This is a genomic window from Phenylobacterium sp. (assembly GCF_046290725.1).
Classification (GTDB): Bacteria; Pseudomonadota; Alphaproteobacteria; order Caulobacterales; family Caulobacteraceae; genus Phenylobacterium.
Genome location: NZ_JBKBUH010000003.1, coordinates 67,780 through 93,778, shown reverse-complemented (window position 1 = coordinate 93,778; position 25,999 = coordinate 67,780). Strand labels below are relative to the sequence as shown.

22 protein-coding genes are annotated in these 25,999 nt (G+C 69.9%); 6 read left to right on the top strand and 16 right to left on the bottom strand.

What is annotated here, in order from left to right; all coding sequences use genetic code 11:
- Positions 1 to 21: 21 nt before the first annotated feature.
- The 3 genes from ACK41C_RS17410 to ACK41C_RS17400 form a co-directional block, all read right to left on the bottom strand.
- Positions 22 to 837: a DUF2189 domain-containing protein gene (locus tag ACK41C_RS17410; RefSeq protein ID WP_409656840.1), complete on the bottom strand. Its 816-nt coding sequence runs from the start codon at positions 835 to 837 to the stop codon at positions 22 to 24.
- 155 nt (positions 838 to 992) lie between these two features.
- Positions 993 to 2,291, bottom strand: coding sequence for an APC family permease (locus tag ACK41C_RS17405; protein WP_409656838.1), 1,299 nt, complete (start codon positions 2,289 to 2,291; stop codon positions 993 to 995).
- A 33-nt stretch (positions 2,292 to 2,324) separates the two neighbouring features.
- Positions 2,325 to 4,346 carry an amidohydrolase family protein gene (locus ACK41C_RS17400; protein WP_409656835.1) on the bottom strand — a complete coding sequence of 674 codons (2,022 nt, stop codon included), beginning with the start codon at positions 4,344 to 4,346 and terminating at the stop codon, positions 2,325 to 2,327.
- A gap of 217 nt (positions 4,347 to 4,563) precedes the next feature.
- On the opposite strand from ACK41C_RS17400, the gene ACK41C_RS17395 reads away from it, so the two are divergent.
- Both ACK41C_RS17395 and ACK41C_RS17390 read left to right on the top strand, forming a co-directional pair.
- Positions 4,564 to 6,045 carry a S10 family peptidase gene (locus ACK41C_RS17395; protein WP_409656833.1) on the top strand — a complete coding sequence of 494 codons (1,482 nt, stop codon included), beginning with the start codon at positions 4,564 to 4,566 and terminating at the stop codon, positions 6,043 to 6,045.
- Positions 6,042 to 7,496, top strand: coding sequence for a S10 family serine carboxypeptidase-like protein (locus ACK41C_RS17390; protein WP_409656831.1), 1,455 nt, complete (start codon positions 6,042 to 6,044; stop codon positions 7,494 to 7,496). The genes ACK41C_RS17395 and ACK41C_RS17390 overlap by 4 nt, the downstream gene beginning before the upstream one ends.
- Before the next feature lie 38 nt (positions 7,497 to 7,534).
- On the opposite strand, the gene ACK41C_RS17385 is transcribed toward ACK41C_RS17390, so the two are convergent.
- The 4 genes from ACK41C_RS17385 to ACK41C_RS17370 all read right to left on the bottom strand — a co-directional run bounded on the left by ACK41C_RS17385 (position 7,535) and on the right by ACK41C_RS17370 (position 14,176).
- Positions 7,535 to 9,247: a hypothetical protein gene (locus ACK41C_RS17385; RefSeq protein WP_409656829.1), complete on the bottom strand. Its 1,713-nt coding sequence runs from the start codon at positions 9,245 to 9,247 to the stop codon at positions 7,535 to 7,537.
- The gene (locus tag ACK41C_RS17380; protein WP_409656827.1) at positions 9,244 to 10,185 is read right to left on the bottom strand and encodes an ornithine cyclodeaminase family protein; all 942 of its coding nucleotides are present in this window, start codon (positions 10,183 to 10,185) and stop codon (positions 9,244 to 9,246) included. Before ACK41C_RS17380 ends, ACK41C_RS17385 begins: the two co-directional genes overlap by 4 nt.
- Positions 10,182 to 11,123 (bottom strand): ornithine cyclodeaminase family protein, encoded by a 942-nt coding sequence (locus ACK41C_RS17375; protein ID WP_409656825.1) that lies wholly within the window; start codon positions 11,121 to 11,123, stop codon positions 10,182 to 10,184. Before ACK41C_RS17375 ends, ACK41C_RS17380 begins: the two co-directional genes overlap by 4 nt.
- A gap of 86 nt (positions 11,124 to 11,209) precedes the next feature.
- Positions 11,210 to 14,176: a TonB-dependent receptor domain-containing protein gene (locus ACK41C_RS17370; RefSeq protein WP_409656823.1), complete on the bottom strand. Its 2,967-nt coding sequence runs from the start codon at positions 14,174 to 14,176 to the stop codon at positions 11,210 to 11,212.
- A gap of 270 nt (positions 14,177 to 14,446) precedes the next feature.
- Here ACK41C_RS17370 and ACK41C_RS17365 point away from each other — a divergent pair, with 270 nt between their 5' ends.
- The 3 genes from ACK41C_RS17365 to ACK41C_RS17355 all read left to right on the top strand — a co-directional run bounded on the left by ACK41C_RS17365 (position 14,447) and on the right by ACK41C_RS17355 (position 17,828).
- Entirely contained in the window at positions 14,447 to 14,929 is a 483-nt protein-coding gene (locus ACK41C_RS17365; RefSeq protein WP_409656821.1) for an Lrp/AsnC family transcriptional regulator, read from the top strand.
- Positions 14,930 to 15,030: 101 nt separating this feature from the next.
- A complete protein-coding gene (locus ACK41C_RS17360; RefSeq protein ID WP_409656819.1) occupies positions 15,031 to 16,266 on the top strand; it encodes an aminotransferase class V-fold PLP-dependent enzyme in 1,236 nt (411 codons plus the stop codon).
- Entirely contained in the window at positions 16,263 to 17,828 is a 1,566-nt protein-coding gene (locus ACK41C_RS17355) for a S10 family peptidase (RefSeq protein ID WP_409656817.1), read from the top strand. Before ACK41C_RS17360 ends, ACK41C_RS17355 begins: the two co-directional genes overlap by 4 nt.
- Positions 17,829 to 17,895: 67 nt before the next feature.
- Here the strand turns inward: ACK41C_RS17355 and ACK41C_RS17350 are convergent, their stop codons facing one another.
- The gene (locus tag ACK41C_RS17350; protein ID WP_409656815.1) at positions 17,896 to 19,413 is read right to left on the bottom strand and encodes a S10 family serine carboxypeptidase-like protein; all 1,518 of its coding nucleotides are present in this window, start codon (positions 19,411 to 19,413) and stop codon (positions 17,896 to 17,898) included.
- Positions 19,414 to 19,688: 275 nt separating this feature from the next.
- On the opposite strand from ACK41C_RS17350, the gene ACK41C_RS17345 reads away from it, so the two are divergent.
- Positions 19,689 to 20,852 carry a pyridoxal phosphate-dependent aminotransferase gene (locus tag ACK41C_RS17345; protein WP_409656813.1) on the top strand — a complete coding sequence of 388 codons (1,164 nt, stop codon included), beginning with the start codon at positions 19,689 to 19,691 and terminating at the stop codon, positions 20,850 to 20,852.
- Here ACK41C_RS17345 and ACK41C_RS17340 read toward each other — a convergent pair.
- The 8 genes from ACK41C_RS17340 to ACK41C_RS17305 all read right to left on the bottom strand — a co-directional run bounded on the left by ACK41C_RS17340 (position 20,849) and on the right by ACK41C_RS17305 (position 25,998).
- Positions 20,849 to 21,454 (bottom strand): retropepsin-like aspartic protease, encoded by a 606-nt coding sequence (locus ACK41C_RS17340; protein WP_409656811.1) that lies wholly within the window; start codon positions 21,452 to 21,454, stop codon positions 20,849 to 20,851. The two genes, ACK41C_RS17345 and ACK41C_RS17340, sit on opposite strands and share 4 nt — an antisense overlap.
- A gap of 53 nt (positions 21,455 to 21,507) precedes the next feature.
- Positions 21,508 to 21,900 carry a hypothetical protein gene (locus ACK41C_RS17335; protein WP_409656809.1) on the bottom strand — a complete coding sequence of 131 codons (393 nt, stop codon included), beginning with the start codon at positions 21,898 to 21,900 and terminating at the stop codon, positions 21,508 to 21,510.
- Positions 21,901 to 21,961: 61 nt separating this feature from the next.
- The gene (locus tag ACK41C_RS17330; protein WP_409656807.1) at positions 21,962 to 22,231 is read right to left on the bottom strand and encodes a PepSY domain-containing protein; all 270 of its coding nucleotides are present in this window, start codon (positions 22,229 to 22,231) and stop codon (positions 21,962 to 21,964) included.
- A 24-nt stretch (positions 22,232 to 22,255) separates the two neighbouring features.
- Entirely contained in the window at positions 22,256 to 22,702 is a 447-nt protein-coding gene (locus ACK41C_RS17325) for an ExbD/TolR family protein (protein WP_409656805.1), read from the bottom strand.
- A 2-nt stretch (positions 22,703 to 22,704) separates the two neighbouring features.
- Positions 22,705 to 23,442, bottom strand: coding sequence for a MotA/TolQ/ExbB proton channel family protein (locus tag ACK41C_RS17320; RefSeq protein WP_409656803.1), 738 nt, complete (start codon positions 23,440 to 23,442; stop codon positions 22,705 to 22,707).
- Positions 23,443 to 23,450: 8 nt separating this feature from the next.
- Positions 23,451 to 24,122, bottom strand: coding sequence for an energy transducer TonB (locus tag ACK41C_RS17315; RefSeq protein WP_409656801.1), 672 nt, complete (start codon positions 24,120 to 24,122; stop codon positions 23,451 to 23,453).
- Between the two features lie 35 nt (positions 24,123 to 24,157).
- The gene (locus tag ACK41C_RS17310) at positions 24,158 to 24,841 is read right to left on the bottom strand and encodes a Fe2+-dependent dioxygenase (protein ID WP_409656799.1); all 684 of its coding nucleotides are present in this window, start codon (positions 24,839 to 24,841) and stop codon (positions 24,158 to 24,160) included.
- Complete coding sequence (locus ACK41C_RS17305; RefSeq protein WP_409656797.1) at positions 24,835 to 25,998, bottom strand: alpha-hydroxy-acid oxidizing protein; 1,164 nt, start codon at positions 25,996 to 25,998, stop codon at positions 24,835 to 24,837. The genes ACK41C_RS17310 and ACK41C_RS17305 overlap by 7 nt, the downstream gene beginning before the upstream one ends.
- Between the last annotated feature and the right edge of the window lies 1 nt (position 25,999).

The following is a 25,999-nucleotide window of genomic DNA, read 5'->3' as shown; positions in this document are numbered from 1 at the left end:
AATGCTCTATCGGATCTCGCTCTAGGCGTCCGCCGCTCCCTTCCGGAGCATCTCGGACCCTGCCAAGACGGCATGCGGCGCGGCGACGAGGTCCCGATAGGCCCGCCAGCTTGCCAGGCCCAACCAGGGGAAGACAAGGATCAGGGCCAGGAAGCAGGTGGCCGCCGATAGAACCAGCAGAGCCACGATAATGAACGCCCACAGGGTCATGGGACCCGGATTGAGCGCCACGCTGCGAACGCTGGTCGCTACGGCGACGAATACATTGGCTTCGGGATCGAGAAGCATGGGCGTGGAGACGACCACGATGGCGAAGGTGAGATAGGCGATCACGCCGCCGACGACGGTCCCGACGACCAGCATATTGCGCCCTTCCGGGGTGGTCAGCGCGAAGGTGAGCAAAGCATCGACCGAGTCGTGGAGCTGGAACGTCGAAAGGCCGTAGACGATCTGGGCCATCCGCCCCCAGAAGAAGTAGATGATTAGAAGGCCGACCGCGAGATAGGCGACGTCCTGGCGAAAGGCGGGGCGGACGAAAACGACCTTTCGAAGGCTGGGCCGCTCGCCAGCCTCGAGCAATCGCCCGGACTCATAAGCCCCCATGGCCAGAATAGGGGCGACGAGCACGAAACCGCAGCTCAGCACCAGCATCCAGAACGCGCCGTTGGTGACATAGAGGCCGTAGCAGAGCGCAAGGCTCATCGCCGCGACCGCCAGGCCATAGGCCAGCATCGGAAGCGGCGCCCGCCAGAGGTCGCGCCACCCTTGGGCGAGCCACCGGAACGGCGCGCCATAGCCAAGGCTGCGAACTTGCGGCAATGCGGACGAAGTCGTCATAAGCCTCCCCGACCTGACGCTCCTGCGGCCCGGGGGTTCTTGGCGCCCGGCCAAGCCATCCGCCCCACGCAATTTGTCTGCAGCCGGTATCGATTCGCGCCACCGACGCCTTGCGACTTGTCAAAAGCTCGGCCGTTTCGGGTCACCGCCCCGATTCAGGCCTTCGGCGCGCCCCGGCGAATGCGGATCGCATAATAGCCCAGTCCCAGCGCCAGCCAGGCGGCGAGCAGCGCGTACGGTCGCCAGTCCGACGCCAGGCCCAGGAGCGCGATGACCACGGCGGCGAGCCCTCCCAGCACCGCAAGAGTCTTCACGAGCCCCGGAGAGAAGCGCAGGCGCGCCGCCTGAACGATGTCGGGACGGCGGGCGGCCACGTTCCAAGCCGCCAGGCACGAGCCGAGATACTTCATCATCGTCGGGATGTTCACCGCGATCAGCAGGAAGAGCAGGCTCGACGGCAGGAAGAGGCCCAGTACGCAAGCGGCGAAGGCCACGACGGTGGCGACATGCGGCGTGCCGAACCTTGGGTGAATGCGGCCAAACGCCGACGGCAGCACGCCTGCGCGGCCCATGGCGAACAGGAACCTAGAGAACACCAAGAACACGGCGTTCAGGGAGTTGACCAGCGCCAGCGCCGCCCCCGCCACGATCAGTGGCGTGGCGATCGGGCCGAGCGCGACGGTCGCCGCATCCAGCAAAGGCGCCTGGCTGGCCGCCAGGGCCTGCGGCCCCACCAGGCTCAGCGCCGTGAAGGTGATCGAGAGATAGACCACCACCGTCAGCGCCAACGCCAGGGCCAGGCCCAGGGGTATGACCGTCCTGGCGTTCTCGACTTCCTCGCCCACCTCCGTGGCCGTCTCGATGCCGAGGAAGAGCTGGATCATCAGAGGCAGGGCCGCGACGATCGGGAGCCAGCCGCCACCCGCCGCCTCGACGAAGAGCGCCGGCTCCAGCCGCGGCGCTCCGCCCGCCACGAACACGGCGAACACCGCCAGCAAGCCGAGCATCAGCACGGTCTGGGCCCGCGCCGCGACCGCCACCCCCACGTAGTTGAGCACGAACACCGCCAGGAAGAACCCTGCGACCGCCAGCGCCCCCGGCAGCGGCACGACCATGCCCAGATAGTTCACCAGCACCCGGCCGAGGATCACCATCACCACGGCGTTGGAGAGCACCCGCATCCAGACGATGGCGAAGGCGAGCAGCGGATGGGTGAACTCCCGCTGCCACTCGAAGGAAGCCGCCGTGCGCGGAACGGCCGAAGTCATCCAGGCGTAGACGAGGCCGAACACCACCATGGGAAGCGCCGCAATGGCCACGGCGATCAGGATTCCCGCGCCGCCGACCTGCGCCGCCGGCCCCAGCACCGAGAAGATGGCCGCGCCGATCGCCGTACCGGCTCCCAGCATCACGAGGTCGATCAGCTTCACGCCATGTTTGAGCTCTGCGCTCATGCGGTCTCCTTGGAGCGGGCGCCCGGCGCGCCGCTACTGCGGCCGGGTCACCGGAGGCGGCGGCGCGAAGGGCCGGACCGCCAGGTGCTCGTAGATCTCGGCCGGGAAATAGGCCACCCCGCCCACCACCGTCATGCGGTTGCGGCGGATGGCCGAGATGTCGGCGACGGGATCGCCCTCGACCAGGATGAAGTCGGCGAGCTTGCCCCGCTCGATGGAGCCGAGCTCCCGTTCGCGGCCGAAATAGCGTTCGGCATCCAGGGTTGCGAGCCGCAGCGCTTTCCCTGAGTGGATGCCCGCCTGCACATAGAGCTCCAGCTCCCGCAGGTTGGAGAAGCCCGTGCCGTCGTCGGTGCCGGGCAGGAGTTGGATTCCCTCGTCGTCCAGCAGCTTGAGCACCTCCAGCACCTTGCCGAAGCCAGCCTGGTAATCGGCGTCGTCCTGGGCGGTCGCGATGGTGACGAAGCTGCGCTTGCGATAGCGCTGATAGGCGATGGGGACGTGATCCAGATAGGGCGCGTCGCCCGCCTGCACCTCGCCGGCGCGCGACAGCATCAGCCGCTCCAGGATCATCGCCGTGGTGTCGAGCGCAGCCCCGCGCTCCTTCATCAGGGCGACCGTCGCCCGCACCCGGGACGAGGCGAGGTCGAGGTCCTTACCGCGGGCCATGGCGGTCAACCGAAGCGGCGTGCGGGTATCCTCGCCGGGATCGAGGATCCAGCCCAGCATCAGCTGATTGATGTGAGCGATGTCGTCATAGCCGCCGGCGATCACCCGATCTGGGGATGAGAAGGCGGGAACATGACCCGTCACCCCCATGCCCAGCCGCTTGGCCTCGGCGGCCACCGGGGCCACCCAGTCGGGGTTGAAGGAGTTGTAGATCTTCACCTGCCAATAGCCGCGCCGGGCGTACCACCGCACGTAACCCAGCGCCTCTTCCAGGCTATCGGCGATAAAGCCGGTGCGCGCCGAGTGCGGGCTGCGGCCCTCCAGGAACCCGTTGCGGACGATCCGCGGCCCGGCCAACCGCCCGGCCTTCAGCCCCTCCATCATGGCGAGCAGGGCCTCGTTGTCGTTACCCTGGTCGCGCGTGGCGGTCACTCCGGCGGCGAGGTTGAAGAGGTTGGACGAGAAGCTGGAGTGGGAATGCATGTCATGCAGGCCGGGGACCAGGGTTCCGCCCTGCCCTTCGATCACCGTCTCGTCCGCCTCGCCCGCCGCGTCGGCCGCCTCGACGGCCGTGATCCGGTCGCCGAAGACCACCACCGAAGCCAGTTCGCCCACGCGCATCGAATGGGGGTCGTAGATTCGCACGTTGCGGATCCGAACCGGCCCGTCGAACCGGTGGGCGAGCTTGGCCTGCGCGGCCTCCGCGCGGGCGAGCGCGATCTCGCGGCCTAGCGCCTGAAGCTGCGGATAGTGGACTTCATAGCCCTCGCGGATCAGGCCGCCGCCGCCGGTCCCGAACAGCTCGCCCCGGGCGTCGATCAGCACATAGTCGGGATTGAGGTCGATGCCGGAGAGCTCATAGACCGTGAGCGGGACGGCAGCCCTGCCCTCGCCCAATGTGATCTTGCGAACCTCGGCGAGCTTGAGGGTTCCCGAGGGCAGCACCGGCAAGGCCCGTCCCGGCGTCTTCAGGAGCTGCTTCACATAGACGCCCAGCATCCAGGGGCTGACGTCGTTGCCGATGTAGAGCAGCGGCTTCTCAGCCTGCGCCGAGCCCTTGTCGGCCTGGCTGACCCACTCGGCGGTCCCCGCCCGCCACGCATAACGTTCGGCCACGGGACTCCCGAAGAGCGAGGCCCCCTCGATGCTCCAGATGATCGGCCGGCCAGCCGGGTCGAATTCGATCATCTCGCGCAGCTTGGGCCCGCGGCCGTTATTCGAGACGAAATAGTCTATCTCCGCCGACCGCCCCTTGGCCTCGGCGACGAGGTGGCCGACCTTCTCGCCATTGGCCATGACGGTGAAGCGCTGGGCCTGCGCGGAGGCCGGGCTGGCCAGGCAAATCGCCGCCAGGGCGCCAAGCAGCGCTGCAGCCCGCTTCAACATGGAGACCCCCTACCCACGGTTCGCATCATCCTACCCCGCGGCCCGGGATTTTCTATTCGAACTGGTCGGGAGGCCCACTTGCAGCGACAAGATCGATGCAGCGCCGATCCGGCGCTCACATAGGCTATGCCCCCGCGCAGGCCGCCGGGCGGCAGAAGGAAAGGAATATCCGCCGACCCAAGGCTAGGCTCGCGAGAAACGCTTCCCGGGGGAGAGGATGCCGCAGATCACCAAGCGGACTTTGCTGGCGGCGGGCCTCCTGGCCGCAGCCGGCGGCGCAAAGGCCCAGGACCTGGCCGGAGGCCCCTTCGTCACCCGCCATTCCGGCGTCTTCAATGGACGGCGCGTCGACTATGCGGCGAGTGTCGGCGAAACCCTGATTCCCTCGCCCGGCGGGGCGCCGGCCGCCCGCTTCGTCTCCACCTCCTACGTCGCCCGCGGCGCCTCGGCGAAGCGGCCGGTGCTGTTCGCCTTCAACGGCGGGCCGAGTTCATCCTCGCAGTACCTGCACATGATGGCGCTGGGGCCCAGGCGCATCGCCGCGCCGCAGGACCCGGCGGCGCCGATCGGCGACCTCCCGACGGTGGACAACGCCGCCGCCGTGCTCGACGTCGCCGACCTCGTCCTTATCGATCCGGCCGAGACCGGCTTCTCCCGCATCCTCCCCGGCGGGCGGAGGGAGGGCTTCTATTCCGTGGAGGGCGACGCCCGCTCGGTCTCCGACTTCGTCCTGGCCTGGCTGAAGGCCAACGGGCGGGAGGCCTCGCCGAAATACGTGCTGGGCGAAAGCTACGGGACCCTCCGCGCAGCCCTGATGGCGGGCCAGCTGGCCGCCGTCTCGCCGCTCGACGGGGTCTTCCTGTTCGGCCAGGCGGTCAACATGATCGAGACCAGCCAGCGGGCGAAGAACGTGCTGGCCTATGCGACGAACCTCCCGGCCCTGGCCGCCATCGCCGCCTATCACGGCCGGGCCGACACCGGGAAGCCGATGGGCGCATTCATCGACGAGACCTACGCCTGGGGCATGGGGGAATATCTGCAGGCGCTCGTCCAGGGCCATGACCTGCCGCGTTCCGAACGCGAACGGATCGCCGCCCGGCTGCAGGCCTATACCGGCATAGCTGCGGCCTACTACCTCGCCAACGACCTCGTCATCACCAAGATCGCTTTCGCGCGGGAGCTTCTGAAAGATCAAGGTCTCATTCTTGGAACCTACGACGCGCGCTACGTCGGCCCCGCCCCTCCGCCCGGCGCACGGCCCGCCGACCCCTACGGCAAGGTGGTCGAGGCGGTGCGCCCGGCCATGCTCGCGCACCTCTCGGGCTTCCTGAAGGTCCCGTGGCCGGCCGAGGCCTACCGCACCTCGGCGCCCGACACCCAGAGCTGGAACTGGAACGGGACGCTCGGCCCCGGCGGGCCGTTCCTGGATTACGACTACCAGGCCCGGGTCGGCCCGGCCTTCCAGGCCAACCCCGACTTCCGGCTGATGATCGGCACGGGAATCTATGACCTGACCACCACGGTAGGACCGGCCCGCTACCTCGTCTCCAAGAGCGACTGGCCGCGCGAGCGCGTGATCCAGCGCCAGTATGTGGGCGGGCACATGGCCTACACTCACGAGCCGTCCCTGAGGGCCTTCACCGACGACATCCGGGCTTTTGTCACCGGCAAGCCCCTGGCCGATGGAGGAAATGCGTGAGGCAGGCTCTCCTGATCGCCGGCATCACCGCGGCTCTCGCGACGGCGGTTCCTTCGCCTTCGCAAGCTCAGCCCGCCGCCGAGCCGTCCGTGGTCAGCCGTCACGAGATCCGCCTGGCCGGCCGCACGCTGGGCTACGAAGCCGAGGCCGGCCGCATCGCCATCCGCGACGTAGCGACGGGCGAGCCGCGCGGCTTCATGTTCTACACCGCCTATCGGGTCCCCTCGCCCGGCCGGCCGCGGCCGGTGACCTTCGTCTGGAACGGTGGGCCGGGCGCGGCCTCCACCCTGCTGCACTTCGAGGTGGCGGGACCGAAACGGGTCGAGGACGGGCGGTTGGTCGACAATGCCGACACCTGGCTGACGCATTCGGACCTGGTCTTCGTCGACCCTATCGGGACGGGTTTCAGCCGGCCAGCTCGACGGGAGTACGCCGAAGAGTTCTACGGAACTCTTGGCGACGTGGCCTCGGTGACGGAGTTCGTGCGCGCCTGGCGCATCCTCCACGGCGCGCAAGACGCCCCCACATTCCTTGCCGGCGAGAGCTGGGGCGCCGGGCGCGCGGCCAATGTCGGCCACGCTCTCCTGAAGCGGGGCGTGCGGGTCGACGGCCTGGCGCTGATCTCCGGCGGCGCAGGGCTGCGGCCGCCGCCGGCAGCCGCGGCCGACATCGAGGCCCAGCGGGTGGTCAATCTGGCCGCCGTCGCCGCCCACCACGGCCGCGGCGGCGGCGATCCGCAGGCGATCGCCCGATGGGCGCGCGAGACCTATGCGCCTGCGCTGCGAGCCGGCGCCTCGCTGGCCGACGCTGAGCGCGCGGCGATCGCCGCCAAGCTCGCGGAATTCACCGGCCTTCCCCCCGAAAGGATCGACCGCGACAGTCTGGTCGTCACGCCGCGCCAGTTCCGCACGGGGCTGATCGAAGGCCGCACCCTCGACGTCTTCGACATGCGCCTGAGCGAGGCGGGGGAGTCGCTCCCGACCGACCGGCTTCTGGCCTACTTCCGTAGCGATCTCGGCTATCGCACCGACTTGCCCTATGTCGGGCTGGAGGCCGTTGAGAGGGGCTATGCGCCGGGCGGCGACTATCCCGCTTCGGTCGGTGCGCGATGGAACTACGCCACCGGCCCGGTGACGCCCGAGGAGGTGCAGGCCGCCATGGCCGAGGCGATGCGCACCGCCGCCGGCCCGCCACAACTCGGCCCGCCGCTGCCCGGCACGGTGGAAGCCGTGGCGTTGAACCCCCGCCTGAAGGTGCTGGTCGCGAGCGGCCTCTACGACTCGCTGGCCAACTGCGCCGGCGCCGACGAGATCGCCCGCCGGCTCGCCCCGGACGTGCGCGCGGCCATGAGCTTCCGCTGCTACGAAGGCGGTCACATGATGTACCGCGACCCCGCGGCCCGGACGCAGCTCAGCCGGGATGTCAGGGAGATGATCGGCGGTTCCAGGTGAAGGACCACGAGCAAGGAGGTGCGCACCCTGCTGGGTGCTCAACCGCCTGAGCCGAACCGCCCGCAGGCGCTGTCCGGCACGCCGGCCACGCGCCGCCACTGCCAGGCCTCCACCGTCTCGCCGCGCGGCAGGTAGGTGAGCGGGAAGGTCCGTCCCCCACGAGTGACCTGCAGGGTGAGCTTTCGGCCCTGGTCGCCCTGGACGCCGTCGAGCGCCACGGCGTAGGACACCACGTCTCCGTCACGCAGGCCCGCGCGCGCGGCCTCGGAGTCGGGCTGCAGACCCCGGATCACCTTCGGCGATCCCACCAGCGACTTCGGGTCGAAGCCCAGTTCGAAGCGGCGGAACTTGCCGGTGGTGCGGGCGAAACAGGGACCGAAGTCGCCCGAATCCGGCGTCATCACCTTGCCCGCCAACATGTTGGCGTGCAGCCGAAGACCCGCCTCGCCCAGCTCCTGTTTGAGGAACGACAGCCAGGTCTGCTCGGACGCCTCTTCGCCGCTGCGCTGACGGCGAGCCATCTCCACCACCAGGTCGTCCACCGACCGGCGCCCTTGGGAGACCCGGCGGATCTTGCCGTCGAGAACGGCGAAGTACATGGCGCCGCGATCATAGGGTAGCGTACGGATGCGGGTGTCTTCCCAGAACCGCGGCGCGATCTCGGCGTCGGGGGTCCCGTTGAGCGCATTGGTGTAGTAGCGCCGCGCCGTGTCGTTGACGTCCTCCAGATAATCCTCGGGCGAGATGAGGCCCGCGCGCAAGGGCAGCAGCGCCTGGTAGTAGACCGCCACGCCCTCCCCGTACCACTGACCGCCCAGGCCGGAGGTCGTCCAGGTATGGATCATCTCGTGGGCCAGCGTGCCCTTTAGCCTCTCCGGATCCTTGGCCGTTTCGCCCCAGGTCAGCAGGAAGGAATTGTGCAGGGCCGCCCCGCCGCCGGCGTTGATCGGGTTGTAGCGCAGGATCACCCGATAGGGCGGCTCGGCGGGATCCTGGAAGAAGCCGCTCATCCAGCCGTGCAGCTCGTTGGCCCAGGACATCAGCGGCCGCGGATCGAAGGGGGGATCACCCAGCCAGGCGGCCGAGAAGCCATGAGGCGTTACGGCCTCGGGCACGCGGCGCAGAGGACCGGCCATGAACAGCGACCGGTGCAGCCGGGCGGCGGGGCCTGCAGCCAGGCGCACGTCTCCCTCGCCGAAGCTCGACATGGCGGTGGAGCCCGGCGCCAGGCGGCTCAGGTCCCAGTTGATCGCGATGCGATACGCCCGATCACCTTCGGGCAGCAGGATGAAAGTGTTGCCCACGCCTGAGATCCCGCCGCCTTCGGTACGCAGGGCGTAGGGCGGGCCCGAGCCGCGGGCCGGCGGCGTGTTGTCCACCGGCGCCCGATAGCGGACGCTCAGCGTCCCACTCACCGCCCGCCCCGCGCGCCAGTGGCGGGAATAGGCGATGGCGACCGGATCGTCCTCGACGCTCAGCGGAATCTCCCCCTGGGCGTCGCTCGCGGTCAGGCCCGTCAGGGTTTCAGCGATCGTGTCCGTGTTGGCGATGACGATAGGCAGGGTGAGCAGCCGCGCGCCGGCCTCCGCCTCGACCTCGGGGATCGTCAGCGCGACATCCACGAAGCCGGCGCTCGCCTCCGGTTCGAACGGCCCAGGCGCCAGCCGGACCTGCATCTCGGGGGCCGTCCCGGCTTCAACCGCAAAGGCTGCAGCCATGGCCGCCAGGACAAGTCCGAACCTGAACATCATTCCGCCTCGTAGAGCGCCTGCGCCGACGCCAGGTCCTGGACCACATGGCCAAGCGACTTGTAGGCGGTGATCTCGTCCGCCGTCCGCCGACCTTCGAGGTCGCCTGCGAACACCTGACCGATCTCGCCGACCACGTGCGTATCGTCCACCATCCCCTTCGCCTTGGCGCTCAGGAACTCGGCCCCTTGCGCCAGCACGCCCTCGCGACTGTCGGCGATGAAACGCGAACGGACGACGACCGCGTCGTCCACCTCCACCGGGCCGGCATAGCTAGAGCCCACGATGTTGACGTGGGTTCCGGGCGCAAGCCACGCGCCTTCCAGGATCGGCGCCTTCGCGGCGGTCACGGTGCAGACGATGTCGGCGCCAGCCACGGCCTGGCTTGCGGAAGGTGCGGCGAAAACGGGAACGGCGAGCTCGGCTTCCACGGACTTGGCGAAAGCCCTGGCGCGCCCGGCGTCCCGCCCCCAGACAGCGATCGCCTCCAGCTTGCGCACGCACGAGATGGCGCGGGCGTGGGTGGCCGCCTGTTCCCCATAGCCCAGGATCGCAAGCCGCGTCGCATCGGCCCGGGCGAGTGCGTCGGTGGCCGCGGCGCTCGCTGCGGCCGTGCGGATGGCGGTGATCTCGCCAGCGTGGGCCACGCAGACCGGCGCGCCGCTCTCTCCGTCGAACAGGACCACCACGCCCTGGTGGGACTGGAGACCCTTGGCGAAGTTCTCTGGAAAGACGCTGACCAGCTTGGCGCCGAACACCGCCCGTTCGCCGAGCGCGCCCGGCATGATCCCGAACATCCGCCCCTCGCCCAGCGGGATGATGGATCGCAGAAGCTGACGGGTCTCGCCCCTGGAAAAGGCGATCATGGCGCGCCGCAACAGCGGGATGCAGGCCTCGTAGGTCAGGCGCGCGCGCACCTCGTCGCGGTCTATGATCCTCATGTTCGGCTGCGCTCATACAGCCACGCCGCCGCGGCCAGGTCCTGCGCCGCATGGCCGAGCGACTTGTAGACGGTCACTTCGTCGGGAGTGCGCCGGCCCGGGACGCGCCCGACCAGCACCTCGCCGATCTCGCCGGCGATGTGGTCGTCGCCGACGGCGCCGACGGCCCTGGCGCGCAGGAACTCCCCGCCGTGGGCCAGCACATGCTCGCGATGGTCGACGATGAAGCGCGCCTTGGCGACCAGATCGGCGTCGATTTCCGCCTGGCCCGGCCCGCTCGAACCCACCACGTTCACGTGCACGCCGGGCGCGACGAGTGCGCCGGGCAGGATCGGATCGGCCGCAGCGGTCGTCGTGCAGACGATGTCGGCGCCTTCGACCGCGGCGTAGAGGCAGGCCGCGATCGCTCCGACCCGCTCGGCCAGGGCCTGGGCCTGCTGCGGGTTGCGCCCCCAGACCCGCACCTCCTTCAGCGGCCGGACCTTCGAGATGGCGCGAATGTGAGCCTCCGCCTGGCGGCCGGTTCCGAGCACGGCCAGGACGTGGGCGTCGGGCCGGGCCAGCGCGTCGGTCGCAACCGCGCTGGCCGCCGCCGTGCGGATCGCCGTCACCTCGGTGGCGTCGGCCAGGCAGACCGGCGCGCCGGTCTCGCCCTCGAAGAGGACCACAAGGCCCTCATGCGCCTTGCGGCCGCGGCCATCGTGGAAGACGCTGACCAGCTTCGCGCCGAAGGCGCCGCCCTCCGACAACGCCGCCGGCATGATCGCGAAGGTGCGCCCTTCGCCCAAACCGATGAAACTGCGCAACTGCTGGCGCACCCGGCCGTCCGACAGGGCGATCATCGCATCTCGCACCACGGGGATGGCGGCCTCGTAAGTCAGGACCTCGCGGACCGCCGCGGCGTCGAAGATCCTCAAACCAGCGAAGGGTTCGACCATGGGGCGAGCTTCTCCAAAATGGGTGCGGCGGCGACGTGGGGCGCCGCCGCCGCTCCGACGCGGTCCTGGAGGACGGACCTCGCCGATCAGAATCTGGCGTTCAGGCCGACGAAATACCGCCGCCCCAGGATGTCGCCATAGTTGCGGGTCGGGAAGGAGGGCTCCTCGTCGGTGAAGTTGGTCACCCCGCCGCGCACGGTGAACCGGCCGAAGTCGTAGGAGGCCGAGGCGCTGTGGCGGATGTTCTCGTCGATCTCCGGGGTCGGCGTGGTCTCGATGGTGGCGTTGAACACCTGCTTCACTGGCGAGAGGTAGTTCAGGGTGTAGGTCGCCCGGAACGGGCCGTTGCGGTAGCGCAGGTCGAACCTGGCCGCGAAGTCGGGAGACGGGCCGTAGCCGGTGGTGCTGGAGGTGTTGTCGACGCGAGTGACGTCGAGGCCGGTCACCGAGACTTCCAGCTTCTCGATCCGGGTCGCCTCGAGGTTCAGCTCCAGCTCGCCGAGCGCACGGTCGTCGAAGAACCGCCCCACCTGGAAGACGTAGTTGGCGTTGTAGACCTCGCCTCGGAAGGTGATGCGGCCGGCGTTGAAGGTGGTCTGGCGCGCCGTGGCGATGTGCCCTTGCGCGTTGCGGGTGACGGTGGCGCAGATATCGGCCGGCTGCGGGCTGGAGTCGAAGCAGGTCTCCAGGAACTGCTGCGGCGTGAAGGCCGAGAGCCCGTCGGTGAGGTCGACCTCGACCCTGTCGGCGATGAGCGTCAGGCCCGGCGCGAAACCGGGCTGAAGGACGAAGCCGTAGGTCCAGGTCTTGGAGACTTCGTTGCGCAGGTCGGGATTGCCGCCGGTGGTGATGAGCGCCTGAGAGAAGTTCTCCGACGGGTCCTGAAAGCCGGCCAGCGGCCCATAGCCCGGGTTGGCGGCGAACAGCGCCTGGCAGTTGGCCAGCCGCGTGGCCGGCGCCGGGCCTGCGGCGATGCGGTCGGCGTCGCACGGATTGACGGCGATGGAGCCCAGCGCCGTACGCGAGGGCGCGAAGAGCTGGTCGAGCGTGGGGGCGCGGAAGTTGCGGCTGCGCGAGGCGCGCAGGACGAGACCGTCGACCACCTGCCAGCGCACACCCAGGCCCCAGACGTCCTCCTGGCCCGCCACGGAATTGTCGACGAAACGATAGGCGCCGTTCAGCTCCACGGACTGGGCGAATGGCAGGGCGAAGTCGCCCCCGAGCAGCGGGACCAGCAGCTCGCCGGAGAACTCGTTGGTCTTGTACTGGCCGCCGGTGGCGACCGTCGGCACCTGGGAGCCGACGATCCCCTGCTGGTTGGCCGCGAGCGGGACGAACTTCGCCTTCTCCTCCCGATGCTCATAGGCCAGGCTGAACTTCACCGGGCCGGCCGGCAGCGAGAAGAGGTCGCCCGCCAGGGTGGCCAGAAAATCGTCCTGAGTGTTCAGGTAATCCTGGCCGATCGGCGCGGTGACGTAGAGCCGGGCCTCCTGGCTGACATTGCCGACGCCGAACGGGTTTAGCGGCGCGCAGGCCGGGTCGTCGTTCGCGCTCGTCGCATCGGCGTTGATGGCGCAGACGATCTGGCCCTGGGCGTTGCGCACGGCGTTGACGGCGTTGTTGAACCGGTTGGTGACCACGCCATAGCCGCGCAGGGCGCCGTCGGTCTCCGCGTGGCTGAAGGAGACGCTCCAGTAGAAGTTCCGGCCGGCGAGATCGAAGTCCCCCTCGGCGCCGAGCATGGCGTAGACCGTGTCGGTCGTAAGCGTGTTCTCCCGCGTGGGCAGGAGATCCGACCACCACTTGGAGAGGAAGAGCGGCGGGCCGCCCGGCCCGCCGAGCTGGGCCAGGGTCTGGGGGGTGAGGTAGGGGTTGGCGCGCGAGATCGCGATCGGCCCAGCGCCGGAGGCGGCGCTGTTCAGCACCGTATTGCTGGCCTGGTTGCCGTAGGGGTCGCGGCTCTCCACGCGGGCGACGACCAGTTCGCCGGTCAGCTTGATGCGGTCGGTGACGTCGTAATGGCCGATGAGCGCGCCGCTCCACCGCTCCACGCCGGCGTAGAGTGCGGCCAGCTCCTGGTACGGATGCCCGTCGCCGCCGCTGGAGAACGGGATCGCCCCGACCACGCCGAGATCGTAAGGGACGAGCGCCGTGCCGACGCTGTTGAACTGCTGGGGCACGCCGCCGATGCGGTAGATGAAGTTCGCGGGCGGCGCGGGCGCCGGGCTGAAGATGATCCCGTTGGCGTTGAAGCTGGTGAACCGGGTGTTGAGGTTCTCGCGCACCGCCGGGACGCCGTCGCTGGTCGAGGTGTTGGCCTCGTTGGAGATCGTCACCCGACCGAGATTGCTGCGCGGACGGTCGTAGTCGTAGAGCGGCCGCGACTGCGACCATTCCAGGTTCACCGCCACATTGGCCCGGTTGTCGAGGAAGTTCCGCCCCGCCGTGGCCCGCAGGTTCTGGGTGGGATAGTCGTCGCGCGAGGAGATCCCGTACTGGGCGTCGAGCTCCAGCCCCTCGAAGTCGTCCTTAAGGACATAGTTTACGACGCCGGCGATGGCGTCGGACCCATAGACGGCCGCCCCGCCGCCCTGAACGATGTCGATGCGCTGGATCAGGCCGGTCGGGATGATGTTGGTGTCGACAACCCGGTCGCCGAGCCCCGAGGAGGAGGTGACGAAGCGCCGGCCATTGACCAGGGTCAGAGTGCGCCCGGGGCCGAGACCGAAGAGGTTCGGGAACTGCTGGCCGTTGCCCGCGGCGGCGCCGTTGCCGGGCGCCATGGCGAACTGCGGCATCGAGGCGGTGAGCTGGTTCAGCGCCTCGCCGGCCTGGACGAAGCCGCGGTCGACGATGGTCTGGGCGTCGAGCACCGCGACCGGCGCCTCCGTCGTGGTTTCGGACCGCCGGATCCGCGAACCGGTGACCACAACCTCTTCCAGGCTCGCCACATCGTCGCCGCTCTGAGCCGCGGCGGGATGCGCCGCTGCGAGCGCCAAACCGCCCATCACGGTGGAGGCGAAAAGCCGCCTGCGCGCCGAAATCCCGATCATCCTATCCCCCGCGGTTCCGGCTCCGGCGAAGCCTTGCGACGCCGGAGCTCTGCCTGAAAAGACGGTAGGTTCCGGGACACGGATTTTCTTTTCGTTCTTCGAACCATCGCCGGTTCGTCACAGATGGATAATGCGCAGGCTCTTGCAGCTGCGCATGACCAATGCACCGGTGAAGCTAAGCCTGGAGAGAGGGCGGATGCACGCCCCAGCCTTGACACGTCGAAATCGCGCATCTGCTATGCGCACAACCTCGCCGTTCAGGACAATTCTATGCCGCAACCCCTCGACGCCATCGACATCAAGATCCTGGAGGTGATGCAGAAGGACGCCTCGCTTTCCACCGGCGAGATCGCCGAGCGGGTGGGACTTTCGCAGTCGCCCTGCTGGCGGCGCATCCAGCGCCTGCGCGAGGAGGGCTATATCAAGGCGGTGGTCGCCCTCGTCGACCACGAGAAGCTGGGCTACAAGATGCAGATCTTCGCCCAGGTCAAGATGACCACCCTCTCCGAGGCGGAGCGGGCGAATTTCTACCGCGCGATCAACAGCATCCCGGAGATCCAGGACTGCTGGACCGTGTTCGGCGAGATGGACGCCATGATGAAGATCCTGGCCCCGGACGTCGCCTGGTATCAGGACTTCATCTTCTCGGTGCTCTTGAAGCTGCCAGGGGTCGTCGACGTCCGGTCCATCGTGACGCTCGGCGCCCAGAAGAGCAGCCACGCCGTGCCGATGGTGGCCCGCCAGTTCCGGTGAGGCTTGGATAAATCATTCCTCGCCGACCACCGCCGCGGGTCAGATCGAATGAATAATCCCACCTGCGGGAGCATAGACTTGGCCGCAAGGCAGGAGAGATGATGGACCTCACCCGCAGAGCCCTGGTCGCCGGCGCAGCCATAGCCCCAACCTTGACGGCGGCCGCAGCCGCCGGCGCGGCCCCGCCGGCCAAGAGCGCCTTTGCGCCCATGCCCTACGTCTATCTGGATTCAGGCTCCACCCATCCCATGCCGCTGGGCGCCAAGGCCGCGCTCGAGGAATACCTGCGCTTCAAGGCCCGCGACGGACTATGGCCAGGCTACAGCATGGACGCCAAGGAGAAGGCGGTCTTCGGTCTCTACGGCGGCCTGGTCGGCGCCGCGCCCGACGAGCTTACATTCGTCCAGTCCACCACCATGGGCGAGAACCTGGTCCTGAGGGCGCTGGGCGTACCGGAGAGCGGGGGCCGGATCGTCACGGACGCCCTGCACTTCTTCGGCTCCTTCTACACCTATGGCGAGCTCGCCAAGGCGGGCATGGAGGTGGTCACCCTGCCGATGACCGAGGACGGCCGCATCGACATGGCCGCCATGGCGGCGGCCGTGAACGACCGCACCCGGCTGGTGGTGCTGAGCCATGTCTCCACCGTCAACGGCTTCGAGCACGACCTGAAGCGCGTGGCGGACGTCGCCCATGCGCACGGCGCCCTCCTCTACGCCGACATCGTCCATGGCGCAGGGGCCGTCCCACTCGACCTGCGGGCCAGCGGCGTCGATTTCGCCGCCGGGTCTTCCTACAAGTGGCTGATGGGGGATTTCGGCCTGGGCTTCCTCTATGCCCGCCGCGAGGCTCAGGCCAAGGTGAAGCGGCCCTGGTGGGGTTATCACCAGGTCGGCGGCGGCTTCCGCACCCACCTCTATCCCTTCGATCCCCCCGGAGAGACGCCGGCCACCTACGGCTATGCGCCCGGCGCATCAGGCCTGTTCGCCATGGGGACCACCTCCTGGACGGGCGTCGTCCAGCTGGAACACAGCCTCGGCTTCATCACCGGCCTGGGGGTCGAGCACATCCAGGCCTGGCGCCAGCCGATGATCGACGCGATCCAGGGCGAACTTCGGCGGCGCGGCTACCGCCCGCTGACGCCGCAGGACAGCCGCACGCCGCTCGTGGCCTTCGCCCTGAAGAATGCGCGCGCCAAGCTCGCCGAGCCCCTGGCCAAGGCGGATATCCGTCTGACGCTCGCCGCCAACCGCTTCCGCGTCTCGCTTTCGGTGTTCAACGACATGAACGACGTCGACCGCCTGCTTGAGGCCCTGCCCAAAGCCCCGCCGGCATGAGGCCTCTCGCACTCCTCGCCGCAGCCGCCCTGGTCGCGGGGCCCGCGCTCGCCCAACAACCGCCCCCGGCGGCGGCCGGCCCCTTCGCCATCCCGATGTCGCGCCCGACCGAACCCGGGCCGGTCGACCCCCTGCCCGCGCCCAAGCGGTTCGTGACGCAGCGCGCGACGACCATCGGAGGCCAGCGCATCGCCTATACGGCCATCGCCGGCGAGACCTACCTCTACAACCGCGCAGGCGAACCGATAGGCTCGATCTTTTCCTTCACCTATCTGAAGGATGGGCCGCGCGATCCGCATCGGCCGGTGCTGTTCGTCTTCAACGGCGGGCCGGGCTCCGCCTCGCTCTGGCTGCACATGGGCGTAGTCGGCCCACGCCGGGTGGTGCTCGATCGAGAGGTCAATCCCTCCAACGTCCCGCCCTTCGGCGTCGCCGACAATCCCCACAGCCTGCTGGATGCAGCCGACCTGGTCTTCATCGATCCGGTGGGAACCGGCTGGTCCAAGCCGATCGGCAAGGGCGTCCCCGCCGACTTCTGGGGCGTCGACGAAGATGCAGATTCCGTGGCCCAGTTCATCGAGCTGTGGCTCACCGAGCACGGCCGCTGGAACGCCCCCAAGTACGTGATGGGCGAAAGCTACGGATCGATCCGCGCGGCCGTCCTGCCGCGCGCCCTGATGGGCGGGCCGCTCTATGTGGGCCTGATGCGGGGGATCACGCTGAATGGCGTCATCCTGCTGGGCGCCACTCTGGACGCCCGGCCGGGGCAAGGCGGCGCCGCCGACGCCGAGATGCGCCAGGCCCTGCAGTTGCCGGCGCTTGCCGACACCGCGTGGGCCCACGAAAAAATTGACCGCGGCGGCCGCTCGCTGGAGGCCTTCCACGAGGAGGCGCTCGCCTTCGCCAAGGGCGACTATCTGCAGGCGCTGCGCCGGGAGAAGGCCGGCGAGCTCTCGGCCGACGAGCGCGGGCGCGTCGCTTCCCGCCTCGCGGGCTATACCGGCCTTCCCGCCGAAGCCTGGGCGCGGAACCTCAAGCTCTCCGACCAGGAATTCTCCCGCCGGCTGCTCGCCGATCGGGGGCTGCAGGTGGGCGTCTACGACAGCCGCTACACTCTGCCTTTGGCCGGCAGCGGGCACGATCCGGTGGGCGACGATCCGGCCATGGGCCGCTACGTGCCGGGCTTCGTCGCCGCCTTCCACCAGATGGTTCGCGACGACCTGAAGGTGCGGATGGACCGCCCCTACGGCGCCATCGTCTGGAAGGACCTCCTGCCCGCCTGGAACTGGAACCGCACCGGCGTGCCGCCGGGCCAGAGCTTCGCCGTCGACCTGGCCGTCGCCATGCGGCGCAACGAAGCGCTGAATGTGCTCGTCGCCTCGGGCTATTACGACCTGGCGACCCACGCCGCACCCGCCGAACAGGCGCTGGAAGACGCCGGCCTGCCGCGCGAGCGCCTGATGGTGCGCCGCTACGCCTCCGGCCACATGCTCTATATCGGCGACACCGCCGAAGCGTTCGCCGCCGACGTCCGCACCCTGATCGCCCGATCACGCCGCTAGCGAGGACGATGCGGAGCCATCCTTCCAGCGCCCCTCACCCGCTCGCCCAGCCTAGGCCGCAGCGCCCCTACGGCTTCCCCCTCACGAAAGCTCTGACGGCGGCTGCGAACCGGGCCAGGTTCTCCTCGCCGTCATAGACGCCGTGAGGGCCTGGAAAATAGGCCGCAGTCAGTTGCCCGGCCGGGACACCGGCCTGGTCGAGGGTGTAGCGGGCGGCGTAGGCGGGCGTGGTCAGGTCGTAATAGCCGGCCGCCCAGAAGAGCCGCAGGTTCGGATCGTCCCGCATCGCCTCACCGAGCGCCTCGATGGGCTGCTGGTCGCGCTCGTGCCGCCAGGCGGCGTTCACCGAGAAATTCACCCCGTAATAGGGATCTGCGCTGGGGTGCTTCAGCACCTCGGTCAGGTAGCGGCCGACCACCGGCGAGGGTACGGGGCCGATCTCCGCCGGCGTCGGCGGGCGCGCTGCGGGCGCCCCAGGCGCCCGCTTCGGCGCCACGCCCAGGGCCGGGTCGTCGATGGCGCCGTCCTGGCCAGGCTCCAGGGGCGCGGTGACGCGCACGTCCAGCAGGCCGGTGCGCAGGCCCTCCGTCTTCAGGATGTTGAACATCCAGTCGTTCTTCGACAGGCGCAGGCCCTTCTCTTCGATCAGCTCGGCCGGCAGGCCGACCAGGGCGGACATGCGCTCGGCGATCCGTCGCCTCTCCGCCGCCGGCAGGCTCGCGCCCTGGATCAGAGCTTCCACATAGTCGCCGCGCGCGAACCGCACGGCCTCGTCGAACACTTGGTCGACCGTGCGCCCTGCGCGGTCGATCTTGCCGTGGAACCAGGCGCCGGCCGCCATGGTGGGAAGGCTCGCCACATGCGGCATCTCCCGCCCGGGCGTATCGCCGACCAGAGCGACCAGCATGACCCCGTCGAAGGGCAGGTCCTTGGCGAGCTTCACGATCATCGCCGCCCGGGTCGTGCCGTAGCTCTCGCCCATTAGATAGCGCGGCGAGGCCTGGCGGTCGTTGGCTTTCAGCCAATCCTCGATCACCGCCTTCACCGCCAGGGCGTCGCCGGTGGTGGAGAAAAACTCGCCGGCGTCGCCGCCGTCCAGAGGCCGCGAGAAGCCCGTGCCGACCGGATCGATGAAGACCAGATCGGCGGCGTCCAGCGGGCTTTCCGGATTGACGACCCATCCGCCGGCGGCGCGGTCGCCCGGCGCCGTCTTCGTCCGCCTGTAGGGTCCCATGGCCTCCATGTGCAGGGGGGAGGAAGACGCGCCCGGCCCCCCGTTGAAGAGGAAGATCACGGGCCGCGCGGAGGCCGGCCCCGCATCCTCGCGGACATAGGCGATTGTGGTGGCGAGCCCCGCCGGCCGCCCCGCGGAGTCTTTCAGCAGGGTTTCGGCCGCCGTCGCCACATAGCGGACCGGGCGGCCGCCGAACACGCCCCGATGGCGCGTCACGGCCTTGCGCGGCGCGACCGCGTCGGCCTGAACCTCCCCCGACCGCGGCGCCTTCGCCTGCGCCGGCGCAGCGAGGCCGAGCGCGACCGCAGCGATCGCTGCGGTCGAAAGGATGCGGCTTGCCGGTCGGCTCATCGGACGTCCCTCCCCCTCGGATATCCCAAACTTAGGGGCGATCGGCCGGATTGTTCTTCCAATCTGAGGCGGCGGCGCCGGCTGGGCGGCGGGGTCGATCCGCGTTCCGCGACCCGGCCGCATGACTTATGCACCGCAGCGCAAGCGGGCGCATAGCCGCTCACAGAATAGGCGGGGCGACGGGGTAAAATGCAAAGAAACTCCGCAGCCGGCGCCTAAGCTTAGACCCGTCCCATCCATCGGCGGGACGTGCGGGGGCGGACGCCTTGAATTCAGTGCAATCGAGTGGCCTCGCCGCGACCGCGGACCGTTCGGCCGACCCGTTCCAGGCCGCCTCCTACGCCGAGTGGACGCGGCGGGCCTTGCGCGTCCGCGCCGCCGATCCCGACATCGCCGTGCTGTTCGACAGCACTATCGGCGAGCCTGCGGCGGAACTGGCCGCCTTGGTGCGCCAGGCCTTCGCCGATCCGGTGAGCTCCCGCTATGTCAGCGTCTTCGCCGACGGAAACCGGTTTGCGCTGGCCGCGCTCGCACGCCGCTACGGCCTTAAGCCGGACCAGCTCATCGCCACCACCGGCGCGACGGCGGCGCTGTCGCTGGTCCTCCGGAGCCTGCTTCAGCCGGGCGACGAAGTGCTCGCCGAGCAGCCGGGCTTCGACATCCACTCCCGGATGATCGCCGAGGTAGGCTGCCGGCTTAAGACCTTCCCGCGCCCCTCCCCCGCCTTCGGCGTCGACATAGAGGCCGTGCTCGGCCGCATGACGCCGCAGACCAGGGTGGTGCTGATCACCAACCTGCACAATCCGAGCGGCGCCTATCTGGAGCCGGAGGCCATCGTCGCCCTGGCCCAGGCGCTGGCCCCCTCCGGCGCCGTCCTGGTGGTCGACGAGGTCTATGCCGACTTCGCCGCCGACCGGCGGGCGCCGCCCGCAGCCAAGCTGGGCGCCAACGTGATCACGATCTCCAGCCTGACCAAGGTGTTCGGGCTGTTTTCGCTGAAGTTCGGCTGGCTCGCCGCCGACCCGGCCCTGGTCGCGAAGGTCCGCCAAGCCGCGCCCGACGGCGACATCGGCGTCTCCAAGCTTTCGCATGCGGTCGCCGCTCATGTCCTGGAGGCCCCGGAAGCCTTCGAGGCCCACTGGCGCCGCACGCTCTCCGCCACCCGGCCGGCGGTGGTCGCCGCCGCCGAGGCGCTGCGCCGGGAGGGCGTGATCGAGGGCGAGGTCCCGCCCTTCGGCTGCATGTACTTCCCCCGCGTGGTCGGAGTGGAGGACACGATCGGCCTCGCGCGGGAGCTCTTCGAACGCCATCGCGTGCTGGTGGCGCCGGGCGAGTATTTCGGCGCGCCGGGGCATGTCCGGATCGGCTTCGGCGCCGATCCGCCGATGATCGCCCAGGGGCTCGAGCGTTTCGCCGAGGGCCTGCGCGCGCGCCGCTAACCGCCCGCGCCTTCGCCCTGGCAGCGCTCGGCGGGAACGGGGGCCGGCGCGGAATTCTCCTGGCGCAGGTAGAGCATCGGCCGGGAGACGTCGATCACCGCGCGATGCGCCCGCAGGACGTCCTGGCCGACGATGCCGTGGATCGGCGAACGGGTCAGCCGGCCCAGGGATGATTCCAGCTGGGAGAGATCGGCGACCATCACGTGCCGCTGGCGGAGGTCGACCTCGCCGATGCGCAGGCCTTCCACGCCGGCGCGCGTGGCCTGGAGCGCTCCGCCGAGCCCGACCGCGGCCCCGGTTATCCCGCGCTGGGGCGTCAATCCGAATTCCTCGGCATGCGAGCCGTGGACCACGCTGACATTGGCGCCGGTGTCCAGCACGAAGCTGGCGGGCCGACCGTTGAGCTCTCCGTCCACGAGCTGATGGCCGGTGACCAGCTGGCGCACCGGCACGGCGGAGAAGCCCAGGAGGCACATGGCATGGTCCACCGTCCCGGCCTGCTCGGGCCGGTATTCCACGCCGGCGGTCGGCACGGCCAGGCCGTCGCAAGCCGATGCGGCGAAGAGCGCAAGCAGCGCGGCGAGGGCGGAAGGTCTTCTCATGACCTTGGCAATTCCCCCCGCCGCCGGAGGGTTCCGGCCGGGCGACAGGCTGGCTAGCAGGAGGGCTCCCGCCCACGGCGGAGCGGAGCCGCCCGGGCGCGGGTGGCGACCATCACGCCGCGGATCTGAGCGGCCCGCTCGGCCTCGGTGAAGGCCGCCGCGTTCAGGGTGTTGCGCCGCCAGTCGCGGAAGGCCTGCCGCGTCGTCTCGGCCACGGTCTCGGCGTCCAGGCGCACGCGCCAGGCCTCGGCCTCCAGCCGGGCGTGGAGACGGGCGTCCTCGGGACCAAGCCTCGCCGCCTTGGGCGGCGTTCGGCGCAGGGGCTTCACGCCCAGCCGGCCGAGCCCCGGACCGGCCATCCCCTGCGACTCGCCGAACGCCGGGGCCTCGCCTTGCCGGACAAGGCGGGAAGCCAGGGCGCGAAGGATCTGAGGCAGAGGTCGCATGGCCGATAACGCCGATACTCTACCTCGACTGGCGCCGCCCGTCGCTGCGGCGAAGTCGCCCTCAGTTCTCGCGCAGGCGCTCGAAGGTCTTGGGGTGGAAGAAGGCTTCGACGCGATTGCCGTTGGCGTCGTAGCCGTAGACCTCGTAGCAGCCGTTCATCATCTGCAGCTTACGGACGGTCCAGCCCTGCTTCTTCAGCTCCTTCTGCAGCTCCACCATGGGCCGGCGTTCGGCGCGTGGGACCTCGCAGGCGATGTTCCCATGGGCCGCAGCAGCGTCGGCGAGGGCCAGGCCGCCCAGCAGACAGCCAAGGGTAAGAATCTTGCGCATGGCGGGCACCTTGTCTGGAACGGTTCAGGGCGTCGCGGCGGCGACCGGCGCGATCGGCTGGGACGGGTCGGTGACGAAGCCGATCTTGGTGAGGCCCGCCTTGGCCGCCTCGCTCATGACGTCGGCGATCGTTTCGTAGCGCGCCTGGCGGTCGATGCGCAGGTGCAGTTCCGGCGCCGAGTCGCGCGCGCCGGCCGCCGTCATCCGTTCGACCATCTGCGCCCGGTCAATGGGTTCGCCGTCCCAGTACATCTGGCCCGAGCCGTCCAGAGCGAACTGGACATTGGCCGCCTGGGTGGCGTTGGGCGCGCTCTCAGCCTTCGGCAGGTCGACCTTCACCGAGTGGGTGAGCAGCGGCGCAGTGACGATGAAGATCACCAGCAGCACCAGCATGATGTCGACCAGCGGGATGACGTTGATATCGGCCATGGGCGTGCTGTTGCGCCCGCCGCCGAAGCCTCCGAAAGCCACGTTCAGGCCCTCCGCGCGCTGAGTTCGGTCGAAAGCGGCGTCACCGAGGCCTTGGTCTCCTCGACTTTCGAGCCGGTGGCCAGGAAGGCGAAGAGATCGTGGGCGAAGCCGTCGAGCCGGGCCAGGGTCACGCGGTTGGCGCGGACCAGGAAGTTGTAGCCCAGCACGGCGGGGATCGCGACGGCGAGGCCGATGGCGGTCATGATCAGGGCCTCGCCCACGGGGCCTGCCACCTTGTCGAGGGTGCCCGAGCCTGAGATCCCGATGGCCAGCAGGGCGTGATAGATGCCCCAGACCGTGCCAAGCAGGCCCACGAAGGGCGCCGTGGCCCCGATCGAGGCCAGCAGCGTCAGGCCGGATTCCATCTCGGCGGTCTCCTCGTCGATGGTGCGGCGGATGGCGCGGGTGACGAACTCGCCCGCTCCGCCGGCCTCGAACAGCCGCCCGCCGGCGTGGCGCTCGTGGTGGCGGCTGGCGAGGATCGCCTGATGGGCGAGGTTGGAGAACGGCTCGTCCGGCGGCGTCGCCTCCAGCCGCGCGGCCACCTGGTCCAGGGAGGCTGCGTTCCAGAAGAACTTCAGGAAATCGTCGGCGCGGCGACGGGCGCGGCGGCCGGCCACCGTCTTGGTGACGATGATGCCCCAGCTGGCGATGGAGGCGGCCGCCATCAGGACCAGAATCGCCTTGGCGACCAGGTCTGCCTGGGAGAGGAAGTGGCCAAAGCCGAGGGAGGGTTCCATGGCGGGACTCAGCGATCCTTGAGCGAAAATTGCATGGGAACGGCGACCCAGGCCGCCACCGGCCGGTCGCCTTGGGTCGCCGGCGCGAACCGCCAGCGTTTCCTGACGATGTCGAGGGCGGCCGCGTCGAGGTTCGGAAAGCCGCTGGTCTTGTCGAGCAGCACCTGCTCGGGCCGACCATCGGCGCCGACGAGCACTTTCAATTGCACGATCCCCTGCTCGCGCTTGCGACGGGATTCGTAGGGGTATTGCGGCCCGGGATTGTTCAGATAAGCGGCCGTGAAGTTCGGCGGGGTGACGGACGGCGGCCCGGCGGCGGGCGCGCTGGCGGCCGCGGCGCTGGGGCTCGGCGGGGCCGTCGGCTGCGGCGGCGCGGGCCGGACCTGTTCCTCCGGCGGCGGCGCGGTCATGGGCGAGGTCGTCGGGCGCGTCGAAGCGGTCATCCGCACCGGCGGCTCGGGCGGGCGCGGCTGGGGCGGCGGCGGCTCCGCCGGCTGCGGCGCAGGCGCCGGCGTTTCGGAGATCAGCGAGACCATCAGGGCGGGCGCGGGCTCCGGCGTCGCCTGATGGTTGCGGGCGATCAGCAGACCGGCGAGCGCAAGCCCGTGCGCGCCGGCGACCAGCCCCCAGACCGCCAGGCGATGGGGGGCGCGGAGCCGGCTCGCTCGCCGATAGTCCATCGCGCCGGGCGCCGGAAGGGGTGGGCTCCAGGCCGTCATGTCCGCGCCCAACGCCGAAGCAGGTTGTGATAGACGTGGGTGAGCTTCAGGAGGTCGGCGTCCTCCACACCTACGGCGGGGGTCAGCCCCTGCACGGCCTGATCCAGGTCGAACAGCAGGGTGCGTGCGCCCTCGTCGGCGACAAGGCTCTCGATCCAGAAGAACGAGGCGATCCGCGCCCCCCGCGTGACCGGCGTCACTCGATGCAGGCTGCTGGAAGGATAGAGCACCATGTCCCCGGCCGGCAGCTTCACCCGCTGGACGCCGAAGGCGCCTTCGATCTCCAGCTCGCCGCCATCGTACTCTTCCGGCTCGGAGAGGAAGAGGGTCGCCGAAAGGTCGCTGCGGACGGTGAAGTCGCCCGACGGCGCGCGCATCAGGGCGCTGTCCACGTGCGCGCCATAGGTTCCGCCGCCTTCGTAGCGGTTGAACTTCGGCGGGAAGATCTTCCGCGGCAAGGCGGCGGAGATGAACAGCGGATGGGCCTGCACCTTCGCCAGCACGAGCGCGCCGAGGCTCAGCGCCGGCTCCGCCCGGTCGTCGAGCTGCAGGTTGCGCTTCTGGCGACGGGCCACGGCGCCCGCCGTGGCTGCGCCGTCCTGCCAATCGGCGCCGTCCAACCGGGCGCGGAACTGCGCCACCTCGTCCTTGGTGAGGACGGCCGGGATTGCGATCAGCATGAGCGCGCTCCATCGCTTAGGATCTCGGCGGCGCGTATGTCCGCGAGCGTCGCGCAGCCGGCCAGCGCCATGCAGAGCTCCAGCTCCTCGCGCAGCAGCTTGATCATGTGGCCGACCCCCAACGCGCCGGCGACCGCGAGGGCGTAGGCCTGGGGGCGGCCCACCAGCACCGCATCGGCGCCCAGGGCCAAGGCCTTGAAGATGTCGGCGCCGGACCGGATCCCGCCGTCGAACAGCACGCCCGCCCCCTCCCCCACTGCGGCGCGGATGCGTGGCAAGGCTTCCAGGCTCGCCGGCGCGCCGTCCAGCGCCCGCCCACCGTGGTTGGAGACGATGACGCCGGCGGCGCCGCGCCGGAACGCTTCGGCCGCGTCGTCGGGATGCATCACACCCTTGATCCAGACGGGTAAGCCGACGGCGGCGATCAGGCGCTCCACCTCGTCCCAGTCCGGCGCCTGCGCCATCAGCCCCTGCAGGATTCGGCTCTGACCGCCCGCGGGCGTCGGCGGCCGGCGATAGGGCGCAAGATTGGCGGACTCGCAGGCCTCGGGCCGGAAGCCGGCCTGCAGCGCGCGCAGGCTCGGCGCCTGCAGCGGCGTGTCCACGGTGACGACGAGTGCGGCGTACCCCGCGGCCTTGGCGCGGCGGGCGAGGTCCAGCGTCGCCCGGGGCTCGGGCTGGACATAGAGCTGGAACCAGCGATCCGGCCCCGCGGCCGCGGCGATCTGCTCCAGGCTGCAGGACGACAGGGTGCTGACGACGAACCCCGTCTCCGTCGCGCCGGCCCCGCGCGCGGTCTCGATCTCGCCGCGGGGGTGGTAGAGCTTCTGGTGGGCGAGCGGCGCCAGCAGGATCGGATGCGGCCGGACGCGGTCGGGCAGCGAGACTTGGGTATGCCCCCCGTCCACGCGCCTCAGCATCCGGGGCGTGATCGCAACCGCCTCGAAGGCGGCGCGGCTGCGGCGCAGGGTCAGTTCCTCGCCCGAGCCGCCGGCCAGGTGGGCGAAGACCTCCGGCGGCAGCGCCTGTTCGGCCAGGCGCTCATAGTCCAGGGCGCATCGCACCTCGGCGGGGATCCGCCCGGCCTCGACGGGCGCAGGCCCCGGCCCGTTCACGACACGCAGACAGGCCGGGGGCGCCCCCGGCCTGCTCCGCATC

Excerpts from the sequence above, each read along its gene's own strand:
- ACK41C_RS17410 (WP_409656840.1), bottom strand. The coding sequence starts at position 837 with ATGACGACTTCGTCCGCATTGCCGCAAGTTCGCAGCCTTGGCTATGGC.
- ACK41C_RS17405 (WP_409656838.1), bottom strand. The coding sequence starts at position 2,291 with ATGAGCGCAGAGCTCAAACATGGCGTGAAGCTGATCGACCTCGTGATG.
- ACK41C_RS17400 (WP_409656835.1), bottom strand. The coding sequence starts at position 4,346 with ATGTTGAAGCGGGCTGCAGCGCTGCTTGGCGCCCTGGCGGCGATTTGC.
- ACK41C_RS17395 (WP_409656833.1), top strand. The coding sequence starts at position 4,564 with ATGCCGCAGATCACCAAGCGGACTTTGCTGGCGGCGGGCCTCCTGGCC.
- ACK41C_RS17385 (WP_409656829.1), bottom strand. The coding sequence starts at position 9,247 with ATGATGTTCAGGTTCGGACTTGTCCTGGCGGCCATGGCTGCAGCCTTT.
- ACK41C_RS17380 (WP_409656827.1), bottom strand. The coding sequence starts at position 10,185 with ATGAGGATCATAGACCGCGACGAGGTGCGCGCGCGCCTGACCTACGAG.
- ACK41C_RS17375 (WP_409656825.1), bottom strand. The coding sequence starts at position 11,123 with ATGGTCGAACCCTTCGCTGGTTTGAGGATCTTCGACGCCGCGGCGGTC.
- ACK41C_RS17370 (WP_409656823.1), bottom strand. The coding sequence starts at position 14,176 with ATGATCGGGATTTCGGCGCGCAGGCGGCTTTTCGCCTCCACCGTGATG.
- ACK41C_RS17365 (WP_409656821.1), top strand. The coding sequence starts at position 14,447 with ATGCCGCAACCCCTCGACGCCATCGACATCAAGATCCTGGAGGTGATG.
- ACK41C_RS17360 (WP_409656819.1), top strand. The coding sequence starts at position 15,031 with ATGGACCTCACCCGCAGAGCCCTGGTCGCCGGCGCAGCCATAGCCCCA.
- ACK41C_RS17355 (WP_409656817.1), top strand. The coding sequence starts at position 16,263 with ATGAGGCCTCTCGCACTCCTCGCCGCAGCCGCCCTGGTCGCGGGGCCC.
- ACK41C_RS17350 (WP_409656815.1), bottom strand. The coding sequence starts at position 19,413 with ATGAGCCGACCGGCAAGCCGCATCCTTTCGACCGCAGCGATCGCTGCG.
- ACK41C_RS17340 (WP_409656811.1), bottom strand. The coding sequence starts at position 21,454 with ATGAGAAGACCTTCCGCCCTCGCCGCGCTGCTTGCGCTCTTCGCCGCA.
- ACK41C_RS17335 (WP_409656809.1), bottom strand. The coding sequence starts at position 21,900 with ATGCGACCTCTGCCTCAGATCCTTCGCGCCCTGGCTTCCCGCCTTGTC.
- ACK41C_RS17330 (WP_409656807.1), bottom strand. The coding sequence starts at position 22,231 with ATGCGCAAGATTCTTACCCTTGGCTGTCTGCTGGGCGGCCTGGCCCTC.
- ACK41C_RS17320 (WP_409656803.1), bottom strand. The coding sequence starts at position 23,442 with ATGGAACCCTCCCTCGGCTTTGGCCACTTCCTCTCCCAGGCAGACCTG.
- ACK41C_RS17315 (WP_409656801.1), bottom strand. The coding sequence starts at position 24,122 with ATGGACTATCGGCGAGCGAGCCGGCTCCGCGCCCCCCATCGCCTGGCG.
- ACK41C_RS17310 (WP_409656799.1), bottom strand. The coding sequence starts at position 24,841 with ATGCTGATCGCAATCCCGGCCGTCCTCACCAAGGACGAGGTGGCGCAG.
- ACK41C_RS17305 (WP_409656797.1), bottom strand. The coding sequence starts at position 25,998 with ATGCGGAGCAGGCCGGGGGCGCCCCCGGCCTGTCTGCGTGTCGTGAAC.